Origin of the sequence: Kribbella sp. CCNWLW201 (assembly GCF_037203805.1) — a bacterium.
Lineage (GTDB): Bacteria > Actinomycetota > Actinomycetes > Propionibacteriales > Kribbellaceae > Kribbella.
On record NZ_JBBCBQ010000009.1, the window covers coordinates 385008 to 403820 of the forward strand.

17 protein-coding genes are annotated in these 18813 nt (G+C 68.0%); 10 read left to right on the forward strand and 7 right to left on the reverse strand.

From position 1 onward, the window contains the following. Window positions 1-17: 17 nt before the first annotated feature. Window positions 18-2954, reverse strand: a complete 2937-nt coding sequence (locus V9K99_RS32440; RefSeq protein WP_337005677.1) for an FAD-binding and (Fe-S)-binding domain-containing protein — start codon at window positions 2952-2954, stop codon at window positions 18-20. Window positions 2955-2999: 45 nt separating this feature from the next. Here V9K99_RS32440 and V9K99_RS32445 point away from each other — a divergent pair, with 45 nt between their 5' ends. Then, entirely contained in the window at window positions 3000-3728 is a 729-nt protein-coding gene (locus V9K99_RS32445; protein ID WP_337005675.1) for a maleate cis-trans isomerase family protein, read from the forward strand. Next, on the forward strand, window positions 3725-4372 hold the full coding sequence (locus V9K99_RS32450; protein ID WP_337005674.1) for a GntR family transcriptional regulator: 648 nt from the start codon (window positions 3725-3727) through the stop codon (window positions 4370-4372). Before V9K99_RS32445 ends, V9K99_RS32450 begins: the two co-directional genes overlap by 4 nt. 172 nt (window positions 4373-4544) lie before the next feature. Here V9K99_RS32450 and V9K99_RS32455 read toward each other — a convergent pair whose 3' ends face one another. Next, entirely contained in the window at window positions 4545-6092 is a 1548-nt protein-coding gene (locus V9K99_RS32455; protein ID WP_337005672.1) for an NAD-dependent succinate-semialdehyde dehydrogenase, read from the reverse strand. 102 nt (window positions 6093-6194) lie between these two features. On the opposite strand from V9K99_RS32455, the gene V9K99_RS32460 reads away from it, so the two are divergent. The 3 genes from V9K99_RS32460 to V9K99_RS32470 all read left to right on the forward strand — a co-directional run bounded on the left by V9K99_RS32460 (window position 6195) and on the right by V9K99_RS32470 (window position 8698). Then, on the forward strand, window positions 6195-7448 hold the full coding sequence (locus V9K99_RS32460; RefSeq protein ID WP_337005670.1) for an aspartate aminotransferase family protein: 1254 nt from the start codon (window positions 6195-6197) through the stop codon (window positions 7446-7448). A 90-nt stretch (window positions 7449-7538) separates the two neighbouring features. Next, the gene (locus V9K99_RS32465) at window positions 7539-7997 is read left to right on the forward strand and encodes an SgcJ/EcaC family oxidoreductase (RefSeq protein ID WP_337005668.1); all 459 of its coding nucleotides are present in this window, start codon (window positions 7539-7541) and stop codon (window positions 7995-7997) included. 161 nt (window positions 7998-8158) lie between these two features. Beyond that, window positions 8159-8698, forward strand: a complete 540-nt coding sequence (locus V9K99_RS32470) for a GNAT family N-acetyltransferase (protein ID WP_337005666.1) — start codon at window positions 8159-8161, stop codon at window positions 8696-8698. Between the two features lie 109 nt (window positions 8699-8807). On the opposite strand, the gene V9K99_RS32475 is transcribed toward V9K99_RS32470, so the two are convergent. Continuing rightward, window positions 8808-9095 carry a hypothetical protein gene (locus tag V9K99_RS32475; protein WP_337005664.1) on the reverse strand — a complete coding sequence of 96 codons (288 nt, stop codon included), beginning with the start codon at window positions 9093-9095 and terminating at the stop codon, window positions 8808-8810. A gap of 177 nt (window positions 9096-9272) precedes the next feature. Between V9K99_RS32475 and V9K99_RS32480 the strand changes: the two genes are divergently transcribed. The 4 genes from V9K99_RS32480 (at window position 9273) to V9K99_RS32495 (ending at window position 13012) form a co-directional block, all read left to right on the forward strand. Then, the gene (locus tag V9K99_RS32480) at window positions 9273-10433 is read left to right on the forward strand and encodes an amidohydrolase family protein (RefSeq protein WP_337005662.1); all 1161 of its coding nucleotides are present in this window, start codon (window positions 9273-9275) and stop codon (window positions 10431-10433) included. A 129-nt stretch (window positions 10434-10562) separates the two neighbouring features. Further along, complete coding sequence (locus V9K99_RS32485; RefSeq protein ID WP_337005660.1) at window positions 10563-11963, forward strand: amidase family protein; 1401 nt, start codon at window positions 10563-10565, stop codon at window positions 11961-11963. 68 nt (window positions 11964-12031) lie between these two features. Further along, a complete protein-coding gene (locus tag V9K99_RS32490; protein WP_337005657.1) occupies window positions 12032-12175 on the forward strand; it encodes a hypothetical protein in 144 nt (47 codons plus the stop codon). Between the two features lie 24 nt (window positions 12176-12199). Further along, window positions 12200-13012, forward strand: coding sequence for a MerR family transcriptional regulator (locus V9K99_RS32495; protein ID WP_337005655.1), 813 nt, complete (start codon window positions 12200-12202; stop codon window positions 13010-13012). A 16-nt stretch (window positions 13013-13028) separates the two neighbouring features. Here the strand turns inward: V9K99_RS32495 and V9K99_RS32500 are convergent, their stop codons facing one another. Both V9K99_RS32500 and V9K99_RS32505 read right to left on the reverse strand, forming a co-directional pair. Beyond that, a complete protein-coding gene (locus V9K99_RS32500) occupies window positions 13029-14417 on the reverse strand; it encodes an MFS transporter (RefSeq protein WP_337005653.1) in 1389 nt (462 codons plus the stop codon). Window positions 14418-14620: 203 nt separating this feature from the next. Then, window positions 14621-15331 (reverse strand): TetR/AcrR family transcriptional regulator, encoded by a 711-nt coding sequence (locus tag V9K99_RS32505; RefSeq protein ID WP_337005651.1) that lies wholly within the window; start codon window positions 15329-15331, stop codon window positions 14621-14623. A 101-nt stretch (window positions 15332-15432) separates the two neighbouring features. Here V9K99_RS32505 and V9K99_RS32510 point away from each other — a divergent pair, with 101 nt between their 5' ends. Then, window positions 15433-16959: an MFS transporter gene (locus V9K99_RS32510; RefSeq protein WP_337005649.1), complete on the forward strand. Its 1527-nt coding sequence runs from the start codon at window positions 15433-15435 to the stop codon at window positions 16957-16959. A 79-nt stretch (window positions 16960-17038) separates the two neighbouring features. Here the strand turns inward: V9K99_RS32510 and erpA are convergent, their stop codons facing one another. Together erpA and V9K99_RS32520 are read right to left on the reverse strand one after the other, a co-directional pair. Beyond that, window positions 17039-17395 (reverse strand): iron-sulfur cluster insertion protein ErpA, encoded by a 357-nt coding sequence (erpA, locus tag V9K99_RS32515; protein WP_337005647.1) that lies wholly within the window; start codon window positions 17393-17395, stop codon window positions 17039-17041. 288 nt (window positions 17396-17683) lie between these two features. Beyond that, window positions 17684-18778 carry a glycerate kinase family protein gene (locus V9K99_RS32520; RefSeq protein WP_337005645.1) on the reverse strand — a complete coding sequence of 365 codons (1095 nt, stop codon included), beginning with the start codon at window positions 18776-18778 and terminating at the stop codon, window positions 17684-17686. Between the last annotated feature and the right edge of the window lie 35 nt (window positions 18779-18813).

The following is an 18813-nucleotide window of genomic DNA, read 5'->3' on the forward strand; positions in this document are numbered from 1 at the left end:
CGGACAGGTTTTGTCCTCTACTGGGATTCGGGTCTCTGGCGCGACTCGGGGTTGGGGAGGGCTGCGGCGAGGAGTTCGGCTAGGTGGTGGGCTCGGCGTGGGGTGCCGTGGGCGATCTGGGTGCGGCAGCTGAAGCCGTCGGCCAGTACGGCGGTTGCTTCGGGCAATGAGCGTACGGCGGGCAGCAGTACGCGCTCCCCGACCGCCTTCGAGACGGTGTAGTGGTCGCGTTCGAAGCCGAAGTTGCCGGCCAGACCGCAGCAGCCCGAGTCGGGGATGGTCGCGTCGATGCCGGCAGCCGACATCAGCCGGCGATCGGCGTCGAACCCGAGGACGGCGTGCTGGTGGCAGTGGGTCTGCACGAGCGCCTCTCCCCCGACCCGCGGTGGTTCCCAGCCGGACTCGACCAGGAACTCGGCAAAGGTCCGCGTCGCCTTCGCAGCTTTGTCGGCGAGAGGATTGTCGGCAATCAGATCAGGTGCGTCGTGCCGGATCGCCGCCGTACAACTGGGTTCGAGCCCGACGATCGGCGTACCGTCGGCGAGATACGGCGCGAGTACGTCGAGCGACCGGTTCAGGACCCGTTTCGCCTTCTTCAACTGCCCGGTGGAGATCCAGGTCAGACCACAGCACACCGGCTTCTCCGGCACCACGACCTCGAACCCGGCCGCCTCCAACACCGCGACCGCCGCCCGCCCGATCTCCGGCGCGAGATGATCCGTGAACGTGTCGGCCCACAACACGACCTTGCTACCACCGGTCGACGAACCTCCGCGCGCAGCAAACCAAGAAGTAAAGGTCTGCCGCGCGAACGGTGGAACCTCGCGCTCGGCCGCGATGCCGCCGAGGCGTTTGGTCAACCGGAGCCGGGCGAAGCGATTCGCGAGCCCCGGGACCGGTGCTGCGAGCCGGGCCCACAGCGGGAGCCAACCCATCGACCAGTGCGACAGCGGCCGCGCCCACGGTCTGCGCGCGTAATGGTGCTGCGTGAACTCGGCCTTGTACGTCGCCATGTCTACGTTCACCGGACAATCGGAAAGGCATCCCTTGCACGACAGACAGAGATCGAGCCCATCGCGTACTTCGGCCGATCGCCAGCCGTCCGTGATCAGGTCGCCCTGCAGCATCTCCCACAGCAGATGGGCTCGACCGCGGGTTGAATGCTTCTCCTCGCGGGTGACCTGATAGCTCGGGCACATCACCCCGCCTGAACTCTGCCGGCACTTGCCGATCCCGACACACCGCCGCTGCGCCTGCGCGAAATCGTGCTCGTCGTCCGGATACGCGAAGATTGTCGGCAATCTACGATCCTTCGCCGGACCGTCATGCCGGATCGCCAGGTCCAGCGGTGGCGGATCGACGATCATCCCGGGGTTCATCACACCGGCCGGATCCCAGATCTCCTTCAGCTCTGCGAACAACCGGGCACCGTCTGCGCCGTACATCCGGCTGAGCAACTCACCCCGCGCCCGTCCGTCACCGTGCTCACCGGACACCGATCCACCGAGCTCGACGACCAGGTCCGTCGACTGCTCGACGAAATCCCGGTACGTCGCGATGCCGCGGCGACTGAGCAGGTCGAAGTCGATCCGCATATGCATGCAGCCCTCGCCGAAGTGTCCGTACGACGCCCCCGACAAACCGTGCCGCCCGAGCAACTCGTCGAGGCCACGGAGATAGGCACCTAGCCTCTCCGGAGGTACGGCGGCGTCCTCCCAACCACCCCACGCCTCGGCACCGTCAGCGCGTCGGGTCGCCAGACCGGCCGCGTCGGTGCGACAGCGCCACAGCACCGCTTGCGCCTTCGGATCCGTCACGAGACTCGCCGTCGCAGATGAGCCGGAGTCGCGCAGTTCGTCGAGCATCGTCCGCGCGGCGCGGGCGGCCAGCGCCTCATCCTCGCCGCCCATCTCAACCAGCAGCCAGGCTTTGCCGTCAGGCAGTCCGGCATGTACGGCGGCGTCGCGAACCTCGGCCGGGAGCCGCTCGACCAGATCGACGTTGATGGACTCCATCGTCAGCGGCCTATGCCGCAACACGATCGGCACACAATCCGCCGACGTGATCGAGTCACCGAACCCGAGCACACACAGAACCTTTGCCTTTGGCAACGGAGTGAGCGCGACGGTCGCACGTAGCGTCGCCGCCAGGCCGCCTTCACTACCGGACAGGAGGCCGGCGACGTTGTATCCGTGCTCGGGCAACAGCCGGTGCAACGCGTACCCGGAGATCTGCCGGGTGAACTGTCCGAACCGGCGCCGGATGAGCAACTCGTTGCGATCGACGAAGGCCTGCAGAGCCCGGTGCAGCTCACCCTCCCGACCAGGCCGCGACGCATACGCCGCCCGCAAGCCTGCGGCACCGATCTGACTGCTGCCGGCATCGAGTGTGATCTGGGTGCCATCGGCAAGGATCACGTCGAGCGAGCGAAGGTTGTCCGCCGTCGTACCCCAGGCCACGGAATGCGCACCACACGCATTGTTGGCAATCATCCCGCCGAGCGTCGCCCGGCTGGCCGACGACGGATCGGCGCCGAAGGCCAACCCGTGCGGCCTGGCCGCCGCCAGCAGATCCGTCAGCACAACCCCGGGCTCGACCACCGCGGTCCGCGCCTCGGCGTCGATCTCGACGATCCGATTCACGTGCCGCGAGACATCGACCACCACCCCACCAATCGCGTTCCCCGCCATCGAGGTCCCACCACCCCGCATCACCACAGGCGCCCCGGCCGCGGCAATCACCTCAACCGCGGTCGCGAGATCCTCGACATCGGCGGGCACCACAACCACATCCGGCACCACCCGATAGTTGGACCCATCCGCCGCGTACAGCGCCCGCGTCCCCCGGTCGTCCCCGACGACCCCGCGCACTTCCCGCCGCAACTCCGCCACCAACCGCGCCACGTCGTACCCAGGCCCGGAGGTTCTTGTGGTGGGGTTCGGTGGGGTTAACATTGTCGACAATCTACTCATTTTGGTGCTGGTCAGCCAGGAGGACGGATGGTCACAGTAGGGCTGCTCTATCCCGGCCACAGCGCGGAAGACGACTACCCGGCGCTCGAGGCGCGACTGGACGGGGCCGTCAAGCTCCCGGTCGTGATCACCTCCGTCGGCGAGGACGCGCACCGGGTGGACGCACTGCTCGACCTGGGCCGCGCCGAACGGCTCGCCGAAGGCGCATCCGAGCTCGCCGCCGCCGAACCGGACGCCGTGATGTGGGCGTGTACGTCGGGCAGTTTCGTCTTCGGACCCGAGGGCGCCCGCAACCAGGCCTCCGGAGTCGCTCAGGTGCTCGGCGTACCGGCGTCCTCGACGTCACTCGCGTTCGTCGACGCCTGCCGGGCCCTCGACGTACGACGGGTCGCGGTGGCGGCGTCGTACCCGGAAGATGTCGCGCAGCACTTCGTCCGATTCCTGACCGCGGGCGGGGTCGAGGTGGTCGCGATGGGCAGCCACGGGATCATCACCGCGGCCGAGGTCGGCACGCTCGATCCGGCGCAGGTGGTCGCGATGGTGAAGGCCGCGGATCACCCGGACGCCGAGGCGATCCTGGTACCCGACACCGCGATGCACACCCTGGAGATTGTCGACGATCTGGAGGCGGCCGTCGGCAAGCCGGTACTCACGGCGAACCAGGTGACGGTGTGGAAGGGGCTCCAGTTGATCGGCCCGGTACCGTCACTCTCAGGCTTGGGCCGATTGTTTTCAGCAAGGGGGACACACGCGTGACCAGTTTCATCGAGCCGTTGGCGCAGGAGTCGACGCCGAGCATCATTGCCGACAAGCTGCGCAAGGCCATCGGCGCCGGCGAGCTCAAGCCGGGCGCACAGCTCGGCGAGGCCGAGCTGGCCCGCAAGCTCGGCGTCAGCCGCGGACCACTCCGGGAGGGGATGCAGCGGCTCACCCAGGAGGGTTTGCTGGTGTCGATCCGCAACCGCGGGCTGTTCGTCATCACCATGGAGCCCGAGGACATCCGGGACATGTACCTGGCCCGGGAGGCGATCGAGCGCGCCGCCGCCCGGCGGATCGTCGCCGGCGACCACGAGGCGGCCGGCAAGGAACTGCTCGCGATCGTCGACGAGATGGCCGCCGCCGAGGGCGACCCGGCCGCGGTCGGCGAACTCGACATCGCCTTCCACGAACGCCTGGTGAAACTCGCCGGCAGCCCGCGTCTGTCCCGCATGCACCAGACGTCGATCATCGAGACACGGATGTGCATCCACGCCCTGGAATCGACCTACACCGGCTCCGAGGCGCGCGTCGGCGAACACAGGGCCCTAGCCGAAGCCATCGCCGCCGGCGACCACCTCCACGCCGACGACCTCATGATTGCCCACATGGACGACGCCATAACCCGCCTGACCACCCGCTGACCACACCACTCCCCGACCACTACGGGCGTACGGCGTCGCACCCACGCGAACCGCAGCACGGCGGGTCATGCCGACGTACGGCGGCCCACCAAGGTCGTCGTACACACGGCGGCCCACCGCGGTCGGCGTGCACACCGCGGCCCACCGGCGTCGAGGTCGGCGGGGTGTGGTGTCAGGGCATTGCTATGCCGATGTACTTGGTTTCCAGGAACTCGTCGATGCCGACGGTGCCGCCCTCGCGGCCGAGGCCGGATTGCTTGACGCCGCCGAAGGGGGCGGCGGGGTTGGAGACGATGCCCTGATTGAGGCCGACCATGCCGGTCTCCAGGGATTCGGCAACGCGGAGGGCCCGGCGGAGGTCGTTGGTGAAGACGTAGGCGACCAGGCCCCATTCGGTGTCGTTGGCCGCGGCGACGACCTCGTCCTCGGTGTCGAACGGGGTCAATGGGGCGACCGGGCCGAAGATCTCCTGACCCGCCATCGCGGCGTCCCGCGGTACGCCGGTCAGCACGGTCGGCGGATAGAAGTAACCGTTGCCAGCAGCAACCTCTCCGCCGGTGAGTACGGTCGCGCCGCGGCCGACCGCGTCGGCGACCAGGGACTGCACCTTCGCCAGCCCCGCCTCGTCGATCAACGGTCCGACGTTGACGCCCGGCTCGGTACCGCGGCCGACGGTGAGTGCCGACATTTTCGCGGCCAGCCGTTTCCCGAACTCGTCGATTGTCGACGAATGGACGAACAGACGATTGGCCGCCGTACACGCCTCGCCCATGTTGCGCATCTTGGCCGCGATCGCGCCGTCCACCGCCTCGTCCAGGTCGGCGTCCTCGAACACGATGAACGGCGCGTTCCCGCCGAGTTCGAGCGACGTCCGCAGTACCTTGTCCGCGCACTGTTCGAGCAGGATCTTGCCGACCTTGGTGGAGCCGGTGAAGGACAGTTTGCGGGCCAGGCCGGAGCGGATCAGCGGCTCCATCACCCCGCCCGCGTCCATCGCGGTGACGCAGTTGACCGCACCCGCCGGTACGCCGGCCTCGGCCAGGATGTCCATCAACGCCAGCATCGACAGCGGCGTCTGGTGCGCGGGTTTGATCACGCTCGTACAGCCGGCCGCGATCGCCGGGCCGAGTTTGCGGGTGCCCATCGCCATCGGGAAGTTCCACGGCGTGATGAGCAGGCACGGGCCGACCGGCTGCTTGGTGATCAGGAAGCGCGCGTTCCCGGCCGGTGCGGTCTGGTACCCGCCGTCGATCCGGACCGCTTCGCCCGCGAAGTGCCGGAAGAACTCGGCCGCGTACGTGATCTCGCCACGGGCCTCGGCCAGCGGCTTGCCCATCTCCAGCGTCATCAGCAAGGCCAGATCGTCGATCCGCTCGAGGAGCAACTCGTACGCCGCGGTCAGCATGTCGGCCCGCTCACGCGGCGACAGTCTCGCGAAGGCCGGTTGCGCGGCGACCGCCGCGTCGAGGGCGGCGCGGCCGTCAGCCGGCGACGCGTCCGCGACCGAGCACAGCTTCTCCCCCGTTGACGGATCCAGTACGTCGAACGTCCGGCCACCAGCTGCCTCGACCCATTGCCCACCGACGTACAACCGCTTCTCGACGGCGTCGATCACCTTCGCCTCGTCAGCGCCGAGACCGGGGCTGAGACCGGGGCCGGGACCCGGCTGTTCGGCGCTGAGCCCTGGCTGATCGGCGCTGAGCCCTCGATGTGCAGTCATTCGCGCCCTCCATTGACAGTCCACATGGCTGAGATACGCTGATTGTCGACAATCTACCAGTTGACAATCATGTGTCGACCGTACGCGTGAAGGGGAGCCGCCGTGGCCGAGCTGTCGCAGGTGTTGAAACAGGCAACCGGAGTCGTCGCCGCCCGGGGCGAGGGTGTGTTGCTGTTCGACGAGGACGAGCGACGCTACCTCGACTTCACCGCGGGCATCGGGGTGACGTCGACCGGGCATTGTCATCCCCGGGTGGTCGCGGCGGCGCAGGAGCAGGTCGGCAAGATCATCCACGCGCAGTACACGACGGTGATGCACCGGCCGCTGCTCAACCTGGTCGACCGGCTCAGCGAGGTCCTCCCCCAGCACCTCGACCGGACGTTCTTCGCGAACTCGGGCAGCGAGGCGGTCGAGGCAGCGCTACGCCTCAGCCGGCAGGCGACCGGGCGGCCGAACGTGATCGTGTTCCACGGCGGGTTCCACGGCCGGACGGTTGCGGCGGCATCGATGACGACGTCGGGGACCAAGTTCCGGTCCGGGTTCAGTCCACTGATGGCCGGCGTACACGTGTCGCCGTTCCCCGACCCCGGTCACTTCGGCTGGCCGGTGGAACAGGCAACGGATTTCGCGCTGAGCCAGCTGGACTACGTGTTGCAGACATTGAGCACGCCGGCCGACACCGCGGCGTTCGTCGTCGAGCCAGTGCTGGGCGAGGGTGGGTACGTCCCGGCGAACGAGCGGTTCTTCGCCGGACTCCGGGAACGCGCCGACGCGCACGGGATCCTGCTCGTCGTGGACGAGGTGCAGACCGGGTTCGGCCGGACCGGGAAGTTCTGGGGTGGCGACCACTTCGGTTCACACCCGGACATCCTGATCACGGCGAAGGGACTCGCGTCCGGCTTCCCACTGTCGGGCATCGCCGCGTCGTCCGCGCTGATGGAGAAGGCGTGGGCCGGTTCGCAGGGTGGGACGTACGGCGCCAACGCGGTGGCGTGCGCGGCCGCACTGGCGACGCTGGATGTCATCCAGAACGAGGGATTGGTGCAGAACTCGGCCGAGCGGGGTGCGCAACTGAAGCAGGCCCTGCAGTTGGTCGCGGACAAGCACGAGCAGATCACCGACGTGCGCGGGCTCGGGTTGATGATCGGCAACGAGTTCCGCGACACCGACGGCAAACCCGACCCGATCACGGCGGCCGCCGTACAGCAGGAGGCAGCGAGGAGGGGTCTCCTGCTGTTGACCTGCGGCGCCTGGGGTCAGGTCGTTCGCTTCATCCCCGCCCTCGTGGTGAACCCGGAGGAGATCGACGAGGCAGCCGGCATCTGGGCTGACGCGGTCAGCGCCGTCGTGTCGTAGGAATCGCAGCGGCCGCCCTCCGCCGAGCTCGGACTGATGCTGACGGCGGCCCTTGACCTCAAGTGTCCTTGATGTTCGAGGCTGAGCTTCATGAACCTCACGGACACCGACGCACCTCTACATCAAGCCGAGATCGACGCGATCAAGCAACTGGTCGCCACGGTCGAACACGCACAGAACAACGAACTGCCGGACGAGTTCCTCCAGCTGTTCCGGGCGGACGCGATCTGGACGACGGGCGGCGGCAAGCGCCTCTTCGGCCTGGAGGAGATCTCGACATTCACCCGCCAGGTGCTCCCCGGTGGGATGGAGGGCACGACAGTCACGTTCGAACTCGAGCACGTGCTGTTCATCCGCCCTGACGTCGCCGCCGTCAAACTACGCCAGATTTACCAGACACCCGACGGGCTGGACGTGGGCTCGCCGCTCTGGGTGATGGCGAAGGAAGACGGCCAGTGGCGCCTGACCGCCTGCCAGAACATCGGCGTGCCTGCCGACGAACTCGGGACAAGCCCGGAAAGCAGACCCATCTTCGGCACCGGAAAGTAAGCTCCCCTCGTTGGCCGACGGGTAAAGCCCCGAGCCAGCCGGGTAACGCGGCCACGTGGTCAACGCCGGGATACCTTGCCGCACAACGCTTCTTCTCCCGAGGCCTGGCCCTCTTGAGCGTCTCCCGTTCGGTTGGTTTGACCGCCTGTTAGCGTGCACCGGTGGAAGATCTGGGAGCTATCGCTTGGCCGCCTGAGCCGATCAGGACCGAGAGGCTCGTGCTCCGTGAGCCCGAGACCCGGGACCGTACGGCGTTCATCGAGCTGCTCGCGTCGCCAGAGGTGCACACCTACCTCGGCGGCCCCCGGCCGCGTGACGAGCTCGAGCGCATGATGCCCGGGGCGCCAGAGCGGTGGCCAGGGAATTTCGTCGTTGATCTCGACGGGTCGATGATCGGCCAGATCCTGCTCAGGCGAGCAACGGGGCACAGTCGCCCGGCTGCCGCGGGGAAGGCCGACCTCGGCTACCTGTTCCTACCGCGCGCGTGGGGATTCGGGTACGCCGCCGAGGCGTGCGCGGCCGCACTCGGCTGGCTCGCCGGCGCGCTTCCCGGCGAGCCGGTGGTGCTCACCACCCAGTCCGCCAACGTCGGCTCGATGCGTCTCGCGGCGAAGCTGGGGTTCATTGAGGTAGAGCGGTTCGAGGCCTGGGGCGCCGAGCAGTGGCTCGGGCGGTGGTCCCCGGGCACGCAGTCCAGCTGAGTTTGCGACGGAACCGCCGCGAGCAGTGCCCCGCCCGTGCACGCGCGTGGAGTACACGCGCGTGGCACGTGGCGGAGGGATGTGTCGGCCTCTCACCTGCAGATCATGGTCAGGGCTTCTGCCCCGGATCGATTGCCTCGCCAAGGCCGTCGGTAGCCTGCGTCACCTGGTCGGCGACGCCATCGACCGGCAGGTCGAGACCAGTGGCCGCGTCGACGTGCTCGCTTGCGGTGTCGGCGTACCCCTGCGCGGTTTCGCCGAGGCCGGTAGCAGCCTCCGACGCCTGGTCGGCGGCATCGCCGACCGGAAGGTCGATACCGGTCGCGTCGCTGACCTTCTCACTGGCGCCCTGCAGCAGTTCCGAGGCCTTGTTCTTCAACATATCGAACACACTCATGCCAAATCCTTCGTTCGGTGGTTACCGGACGTTGCGTTGGTAAACCCCCAGTGTGACGGCTCCAAGCCATCACACAAGCCAACCGCGCTGGTTCACCAGTTGACGAGGGGCGCCCTGTGGCCGGCCGGACGGGTTGAACTTGGGGTTGTGGACCTTCCCGGTTGGAAGGATGCCCGGATGAGTCGGCGTCTTCTGTTGCGGTCCGGGTCCGTTCTTGATGTTGCCTCCGGGGAGATGCGGGAGGCGGATGTGGCGATTGTCGACGATCGGATTGTCGATGTCGGGCCAGGGCTGGACGGCGATGAGGCGGTCGATTGTTCGGGTGGGTTGCTGCTGCCCGGGTTGATCGACTGCCACACGCATGTCTGTCTGTCGCAGACGATGCGGGATCCGTTCGGGCTACCGCGGTCGGCTCGGCCGCTGTCCGCCGTACCTGTGCTGCGGACGTTGCTGAGCCGGGGAATCACGACCGTGCGAGATGCGTGGGGTGCCGATGCCGGCGTACGGCTGGCGGTCGAGAAGGGTTGGATCGAAGGGCCGGAGGTGCTCGTCAGTCTGCGTCAGGTGTGTACGACGGGTGGCATCGGGGACCACTGGTCGTCGCGGGTCGGACCGGTCGATTTCTTCGGCGATCCCGCGATGCCCGATCCGGTGTTCGACGGGGCCGATGGGGCGCGAGCCGTCGTACGGCGGATGGTTCGTGCCGGCGCGGACTGGATCAAGCTGACCGCTACCGGGTCGATGGCACTCGGCAAAGGAGTCCACGACGTACAACTCACGCCCGAGGAGATGACCGCGCTGGTCGACGAGGCTCGGCGGCATGGTGATCGCCGGGTGATGGTGCACGCCCATGGTGCTCGCGCGGCCGAACTTGCGGCGCGGGCCGGAGCCGGGAGCGTCGAGCACGGGACGTATCTGGACGAGGCGGCCGTGGACGCGATGGCGGCTGCCGGGACCTGGTACGTGCCAACGCTGTCGGTCACGCAGTCGGATCCGGATCACGCACCGGACGGTGCTGCGGAAGCCCATCGGAACTCGGTTCGGCTGGCACTCGAGGCCGGCGTGCCGATCGCGATGGGAACTGACAACCCGGTACGGCCGCACTCCGAGGTGCTGTGGGAGCTCGGACATCTGGCGGCTGCCGGCCTCGGCGATGCCGGAGCGTTGCGGGCGGCAACGATCGAAGCGGCGCGGTTGCTCGGGTTGGCCGACGACCGGGGCGAGGTCAGCCCGGGCAAGCGAGCGGATCTCGTGCTGCTCGACGGAACCGAACTCGACTGCGGCTCACTGGAGAAGCGGATCCGCACCGTGTTCCGCAACGGGCGCGCGGTCGATTGAGTGGTGGCACGATAGCGCCGCGCGCACCGTTAACCTCGCCGGGCGCACCGTTAACCTCGCCAGGCGCGCCGTTGACCTCGCCGGGCGCGCCGTTGACTCTGACACTGTGTCAGACCGTAGACCGGCGGCATGACTGGAACAGCAACGGAGCTTGCCGCACGCATCAGGGCCGGCGAGGTGACTTCACGCGAGGTGACCGAGCGGATGCTGGCGCGGATCGCGGCCGACACCGCCGGTCGGCTGACCGACGCCGACAACGTCGTGAACGCGGTGGTCGAGACTCGAGTGGAGTACGCGCTGCAGGCAGCGGCCGAGGCGGACGACGCGATCGCCGCAGGTCGAGAGGTCGGGCCATTGCACGGCGTACCGATGACGATCAAGGAGTGCTTCAACGTCGCGGGACTGCATACGACGTGGGGCAATCCGGCGTTCGCGGACTATGTCGCGGACTGGGACGCGACCGTGGTCCAGCGCCTCAGCCGGGCCGGCGCCATCATTGTCGGCAAAAGTAATGTCCACACGATGCTCGGGGATTTCGGTCAGACCAGCAACGAGATCTACGGCCGGACGAACAATCCCGCGGACTTGACCCGCACGCCGGGCGGTTCGAGCGGCGGTGGTGCCGCGGCGTTGGCCGCAGGCCATACCTACTTGGAGTACGGATCGGATCTCGTCGGGTCGATCAGGCTGCCGGCGGCGTACTGCGGTGTCTATGGACTGAAGCCCACCGCCGGAGTGGTACCGCTGCACGGCTTCCAGCTCCCAGGACCGCCCGAGCTGCCGACCGAGTTCCCGATGTTGTCGACAATCGGACCACTCGCGCGATCGGCTGCGGATCTACGCACAGCGTTGACCGTCACCGGTGGTCCGACGGCGCCGCTGTCGTGGCGGCTCCAGCCGTCGCGGCGCGATCGGCTCGCGGACTTCCGGGTGGGTGTGGTGCTCGACCACGAGGACGCGCCGGTGTCGAGCGAGGTGGGAGCTGCGCTGTCGGACACGATCGATCGCCTCGGCCAGAGCGGGGCGAAGATCGTCGAAGGCTGGCCCGCCGGTGTCGATCCGTCGGGACAAGCCGACGCCTTCGGGTTCCAGGTCGGGCTGTTCTTCGCGCTGCACGGCGAGTCGCCGGACTTCGCCAGTCTCGCCGAGGTGATCCAGCAGGAGCGTCGGCGGATCGGCCTGCGCCTGAAGTGGCAGCGGTATTTCGAGGATGTCGACGTCTTCCTCTGCCCGACCAGCTTCACCACCGCGTTCCCACATGACGAACGGCCGTTCGAGGAGCGGACGATCAAGGCGTCGTACGGCGAGCAGCGGTACGACGCCCAGGTGTTCTGGATCGCCCACGCATCGCTGACCGGACTCCCGGCCCTCAGCATGCCGATCGGACAAACGCCGGCCGGCCTGCCCCTCGGAGCTCAGGTGATCGGCCCGTGGCAAGAAGACGACACCGCAATAACCTTCGCCGAACTCACAACCGCGGACCTCTCCACCGGCCCAGTCGTCGCCCCAGCCGCCGGGGGGCACGCGTAGTGCGACCTGGACGACGCCCCACCGCCGCCAGGCGGTCAACGGGAAGGCCGAGGTGGCGGCGGAGGTGGGTGAGGCAGGTGTGGTGGGACCCGTACGACGACACCGGCGAGCGCGAGTGCGAGATCGCGGAACCCCGCCGTCGACAGGCGGTCGTCGGGGTCGGCGGGATCCTCGTCGGGGTCGGCGGGATCGTTGGCGGGATTGCTGGTTGACTCGGTTGGGGAAGGGAGGACGGGTTGTTTGCCATCGGGGATTTTGCTAGGCATGGGCGGGTTTCGGTTCGCATGTTGCGGCATTACGACGCGATTGGGCTGCTGCGGCCTGCTCACGTTGATCCGGCGACCGGCTATCGGAGCTATGAGGCCGGGCAGTTTGCCGACCTCAACCGGATTGTCGCGTTGAAGGATCTCGGGTTCTCGCTCGAGCAGGTACGGAGGATGATCGCGGACCAGATCAGCCCGGCCGAGCTGCGTGCATTGTTGACAATCCGCCGCGCGGAGCTGGAGTCCAGCGTCGCCGAGAGCTTCGCCCGGCTCGCACAGGTCGAGTCACGTCTTCGCGGCATCGAGGGCGCACTGCCGATTGCCGACGTGGTGATCAAAGATCTGCCTGCCGTTCGTCTGGTGGGACTCACCAGCACGGCGGCGAGCTTCACGCCCGAGGACATCGGCCCTGTCATCCATCCCCTCTGCGCGGAGCTCGGCCGGCGGCTCCCCGATGCCGCAGTGCATCCGGCCGGTCGCTTGACCTGCCTGTACGAGCGATCACGGCAGGCTGAGGACGAGGCCGTCGTACGGGCGACTGTTCCGGCGTCGGTCGATGCCGACGGCAACCTCAATGGACTCGAGGTGGTGGACCTGCCGGCGGTGCGGGCCGCGACACTGGTGCATCGTGGCCCGATCGACCAGGTGCTTCCCGCCTGGCAGGCGCTGGCTCGCTGGATCGACGACAACGGCCATCGGTCCAGCGAGCCGGCGCGAGAGCTCTATCTCGACTGTCCGGACGACCCGGCTCAGTGGGTCACCGAACTGCAGGAACCCATCGAGTGATCAAACCTTCTCGAGCTCAGGCCTTTGCGGGTTCCAGCGCAACTGGTGGGAGTGCCTCGTCGGTGCCTGGGATGGCGGTGCCGTTGAGGGGGCAGCGCGTGGTCTCGGGGACCTTGACGAGGGCGAGCGCACCGATCACGCAGGCGGCCATCATGTAATACGCCGGCATCAGCGCGTTGCCCGTTTCGGCGGTGAGCCAGTCGTTCACCGCGGGCGCCGTACCGCCGAACAGCGAGGTCGACACGTTGTAGGCGATCGCGAAACCGGCGTACCGGACGTGGGTCGGGAACATCGCCGGGAACGTGGCCGAGATCGTCGCGAGCTGCGGGACGTAGAGCAGGCCGAGTACGGCGAACCCGATGATCGCGCCGGCCATGTTCGTCCCCATCAGCAGGAACATCGGCGCACCGAACACGAACAGCCCGGCGAGCGAGAACCACCACAGCGGTTTTCGGCCGATGCGATCGGACATCCGGCCGGCGAACGGCAGGAACAGCATCATTGTCAACATTCCGATGATCGGCACGATCAGCGATTCGTCCGAGCTGAGGCCGATCTCGCTCTCGAGGTACGTCGGCATGTACGTGAGCAGGGTGTAGTTGACGACGTTCAGCGCGACGACCAGGCCGCCGAGCTGCAGGATCGGCTTCCAGTAGCCGGCCAGCAGATCCTTGAACTGGGTGGTCGTCTCCTCTTCCTTCTGACCCTTCGCCTCCAGTTCGCGGAACACGGGCGTGTCCTCGAGCCGCGAGCGCAGGTAGACGCCGACCAGGCCGAGCGGTGCGGCGACCAGGAACGGCAGCCGCCAGCCCCACGAGTGCATCGCGTCGTCGCCGAGCACCAGCGAGAAGCCGAGCATCAACAGCGCACCGAGCGAGAAGCCGGCCAGCGTGCCGAACTCCAGGAAGCTGCCTAGGAACCCCCGCCGGCGGCTCGGGGCGTACTCGGCCATGAAGGTCGCGGCACCGCCGTACTCACCACCGGTCGAGAAGCCCTGGATCATCCGGAGCAGGACCAGCAGGATCGGCGCCCACAGCCCGATCGAGTCGTACGTCGGAACCAGGCCGACGCACAGGGTCGCACCGGACATCAGCAGGATCGTGATGGCAAGGACATGCTTGCGACCGAGGCGATCGCCGAGCGGGCCCCAGATCAGGCCGCCGAGCGGCCGGACCAGGAACGAGACGGCGAAGGTCATCAGCGCGAGCAGGGTCGCGCTCTCGGTGTCTCCCGGGAAGATCGCCGCCGAGATGTAGGTCACGCCGTACGCGTAGATGCCGTAGTCGAACCATTCGGTCGCGTTGCCGATGGCCGATGCGGCGATCGCCTTCTTCAGCACTCCTGGGGGCGGTTCGGTCTCGACCGGCGGCTTCCTGCTCACCGGCGGCTGGCTGTCGGCGTCCACGGGGTCCTCCTGTCGTCACACGGCCTCACCTGGGTGCCCACCACACGCCTTCAGCACACCCGCCTACGCGTTCCGCGAACGTGCCGCCTCACGCCTGCGGCGTACTCCACCGGCCAAGTCGTAGTTTTGTTGACAATCCGAAGGTTAACCATGTGCGATCGTGAACAGCAAGGACCAACTCGGATTGGGCTGCTTTAGGGCAGTTAGCTACGTTCGGCCAGCGAGGCGAGACCCGCAGTGATCACGGTGATGCCGAATTCGAAGCGCCCGTCGCCGCTGGCGCCTGCGGTCATTGCGCCGGCCAGGGCGATGGTCAGGGGAAAGCGGTCGGCGGGCAACGACGCGAAGTAGGCACGGAGGTCGGCGACGAAACCTTCGACGTCCTCCTTGGTCCACCCCGACGCGCCTTGCACGGTCTCCTCGAAAGCGACGGCGGTGACGTAGAGGGGGATCAGGTCGACGGCCCACGCAGCCGCCTGGTCGGGGAGGTTGCCGGCCTTGAGGATGCCGAGGACTCGCTCGGTGCTCAGCAGCGCCCGCTCCCCCAGCGGAACCTGGCCGATCGCGGCCCGGGCAACGCCGGGGTTCGCTCGCATCACGCGGAGCATCTCGCGCATTGCGTCCTTCAGCTGCTCCTGCCAGCGCTCCGGATCCGGCTCCGCCGGGAGATTCATGTCCTGCGCCGCGCGGTCGACGAGGAGCTGGTCGAGTTCCTTCTTGTTCGCAACGTGCGCGTACAGCGAGGCCGGTCCGGTGCCGAGGATCTGCGCGACCTTGCGCATGGAGATCGCGTCGTAGCCCTGCTCGACCAGTAGCCGCATGGCCGCGTCGACGATCCGGTCCCGGGTGAGCGGCTCCTTCGGCTGGCGAACCGGCTTCGCGGGGGTGATCGGCTGCCACGGCGACTGTGTCATGGCACCCACTGTAGCGAACACCGTACTTGACAGGAACACTGTTCGTGCGTAGAACAGTGTTCGTCAACGATCACCGTTCGAGTCGCCCATGGGAGCCACCGATGAGCACCTCAACCACCCCACCTGAGCTGGACGCCGACAGCCCAGCCAGCACACCGGACTCGGCCGGTACGACCGCCACGCCGGACACGGCCGGCTCGGCGGGTACGCCGGACCCGGCCGGCTTGACCGGTACGCCGTACCGATGGCGCTGGATTGTGCTGGCAACCGTGCTGGTCGCCGAGATCATGGATCTTGTCGACGCGACGATTGTCAACATTGCGGCACCGTCGATCCGGGCCGAGCTGGGCGGGTCCGAGTCCGCGATGCAGTGGATGCTGGCCGGCTACACGCTGGCGTTCGCGATCGGGCTGATCAGTTTCGGCCGGCTCGGCGACCTGGTCGGGCGGCGCCGGCTGTTCGTGATCGGCGCGATCGGCTTCACCGTTGCCTCCGCGGTCTGCGGGTTCGCCACCTCGCCCGAGCTACTGATCGGCAGCCGGGTCGCTCAGGGTCTGCTCGGCGCAGTGATGATCCCCCAGGGCTTCGCGATCCTGAAGGCGGTCTTCCCACCGGACGAGATCGGCAAGGCGTTCGCGCTGTTCGGCCCGGTGATGGGATTGTCCGCAGTCGCCGGCCCGATCATCGCCGGCGTACTCATCGACGCGAACTGGTTCGACGCGGGCTGGCGGATGATCTTCTTCATCAACCTCCCGATCGGGCTTCTCGCCCTGTTCGGCGCGCTCCGCTTCATGCCCGAGGTGAAGACACCCGGCGCCTCCCGGCTCGACGCGGCCGGCGTGATCCTGGTCAGCCTGGCATCCGGGCTGCTGATCTACCCGCTCGTCCAGGGCCGTGAGCTCGGCTGGCCATTGTGGACAATCCTGATGTTGACCGCGTCCGTACCGGTCTTCGCACTGTTCGGCTGGCGCGAGCGCCGATCCGGGAACCCGGTCATCGACCCGTCGCTGTTCCGCAGCCGCGGGTACGTCGCCGGCCTCGGCGTGATCACCACGTTCTTCCTCGCGATGTCCGGTTTCATGCTGGTGTTCAACCTGTTCACCCAGCTCGGCCTGCACTACAGCCCGCTGAAGGCCGGCCTCGCGATGGTGCCGTTCTCACTCGGGATCGCGATCGGCGCGCCGCTGTCCGGCGGACTGCTCGCGCCGAAGCTCGGCCGCACGGCGCTCCAGCTCGGCATCGCGGTGATGACGCTGGCGATGGGCGGCGTCTGGTTCACCCTGCACACGTACGGCGATGCGACGACGATCTGGAATCTCGTTCCGGCGACCCTGGCCACCGGGATCGGCGCCGGGATGGTGTTCGCGCCGCTGTTCGACATCATCCTGGCCTCCATCGACGACCAGGCCGCGGGTTCGGCATCCGGCGTACTGACCGCGATGCAGCAGTTCGGCGGGGCGATCGGGGTCGCGGTGATCGGCACGATCTTCTTCCAGCTGCTGCCGGAGCACGCGTTCCTCGGCGCCACCAAGAACACGGTGCTGGTCGCGATCGGGATGTTCGTCGTGAGCCTCGCGGTCACCTGGCTGCTCCCGAAGCGAGCCCGCGAGAACACCGCCGCTCACTGACAACACTCGCCGCCGACCGCCGCTCGGGCATGCGAAAGCCCCGCTCCTCAGTCACTGGGGAGCGGGGCTTTCGGGTAGATCAGTTGAACGAGTCGCCGCAGGCGCAGGAGCCAGTGGCGTTCGGGTTGTCGATCGTGAAGCCCTGCTTCTCGATGGTGTCGACGAAGTCGATCGAGGCGCCCTTCAGGTACGGCGCGCTCATCCGGTCGGTGACGACGCTCACACCGTCGAAGTCGGCCACCACGTCGCCGTCGAGCTGACGCTCGTCGAAGAACAGCTGGTACCGCAGCCCGGAGCAACCACCCGGCTGCACAGCGACCCGCAGCGCGAGGTCGTCGCGGCCTTCCTGCTCGAGCAGCGCCTTCACCTTGGCGGCGGCCCCGTCGGTGAGGATCACACCCGTGGCCACGGCCTGCTCGGTCTGCGCTTCAGTCATTCCTGACTCCAGTCATCTCTTGAGCGCCCGGCTGCTGGTGGGCAGGCAACCGTGCGCGGAAAGTCCGCTGTCATTCCGCACCAACAACCGCTGATCCGGAACCATTCCCATGGTCGCACACCAATTTCGCGGATCAACTACCTGCCTCGCTGTCCGGACGCCGATTCGGTCACGTCACCGCTCACCCGCGTGCCGTCGTACGGCGAAAGGCGTCGTACCGGCGTAGCGGGGCTCCGGGCGTTCCGTCGTACGGCCGGGGTTCTCAGCGTTCCGCCGTACGGAACGGAGTCAGCGGGCCCAGGTCTTGGCGACACGCTCCGCGACCGCGGCCAGCGAACCGTGCGGATCGGCGAACGCCTGCGCCTCCCCCACCGCGTCGACCAGCGAGTACGCCGACTCGACGCCCATCGTGCGCATCTCGCGGGACCCGATCAGGACCTTTCCGGCCAGTACGACGCACGGCCGCATCGCGTCGTTCGCCACCTTCGCGACGCCGGCGATCACCTTGCCGTCACGCGACTGGAAGTCGAAGGCACCCTCACCGCTGAGCACCAGATCGACCCGCGACGCCTTCTCCTTCAGCCCGGTCAACTCGGCGACGAGGTCGATCCCCGACACCCGTTCGGCGCCGAGCAACAACAGCGCGTAACCGAGTCCGCCGGCCGCCCCCGCGCCCTTCTGGTCCGCGGTCTTGCGGTCCGCGAGCTCAGCGAAGTGCGTGAGCCAGCCGTCGACCTCAGGTTTCCGATTGTCGACAATCCCCTTCTGCGTGCCGAACACGTTGGTCGCACCACGCAGTCCGAGCATCGGGTTCTCCACGTCACTGGCCGCGACGAACTCGATCCCGGTCATCCGCGTCCGCGCCGGCTCCAGATCGACCTCGGTCAGCGTCGCGAGCCCCGCCGCTCCGGCGTCCAGGCTGCCCCCGACGGCAGTCGCGCCCAACGCGGCGAGCAGCCCCGCTCCCGCGTCGTTCGTCCCGGAGCCGCCGAGCCCGAGGATGATCCGCTTCGCCCCGGCGTCGACCGCGGCCACGATCAACTGACCCACGCCGTACGTCGTCGCATCCTCCGGCCGCCGCTGTTTCGGCTCGACCAGGTGCAGACCGCAGGCCTGCGCGGTTTCGACGTACGCCGTTTCGCCCGCGAGCAGCACCGTCGCGGGGGTGTCGTCGCCGAGCGGTCCGCGTACGGTGACCGACAGCAGGGTCCCGTCGACGACGGCCGACAGTACGTCGATGAACCCCGGGCCGCCGTCGGCCATCGGCGCGACCAGCACCTCCGCGTCGGGGTCCCGCCGCCGCCAGCCTTCCTCGATGGCAGCCGCCGCCTCGACGGCGGTGAGGGTTCCCGCGAACTTGTCCGGCGCAATCAGCACTCGCATGCCGACATCCTCTCCCACATCCACTCGCCCCTGCC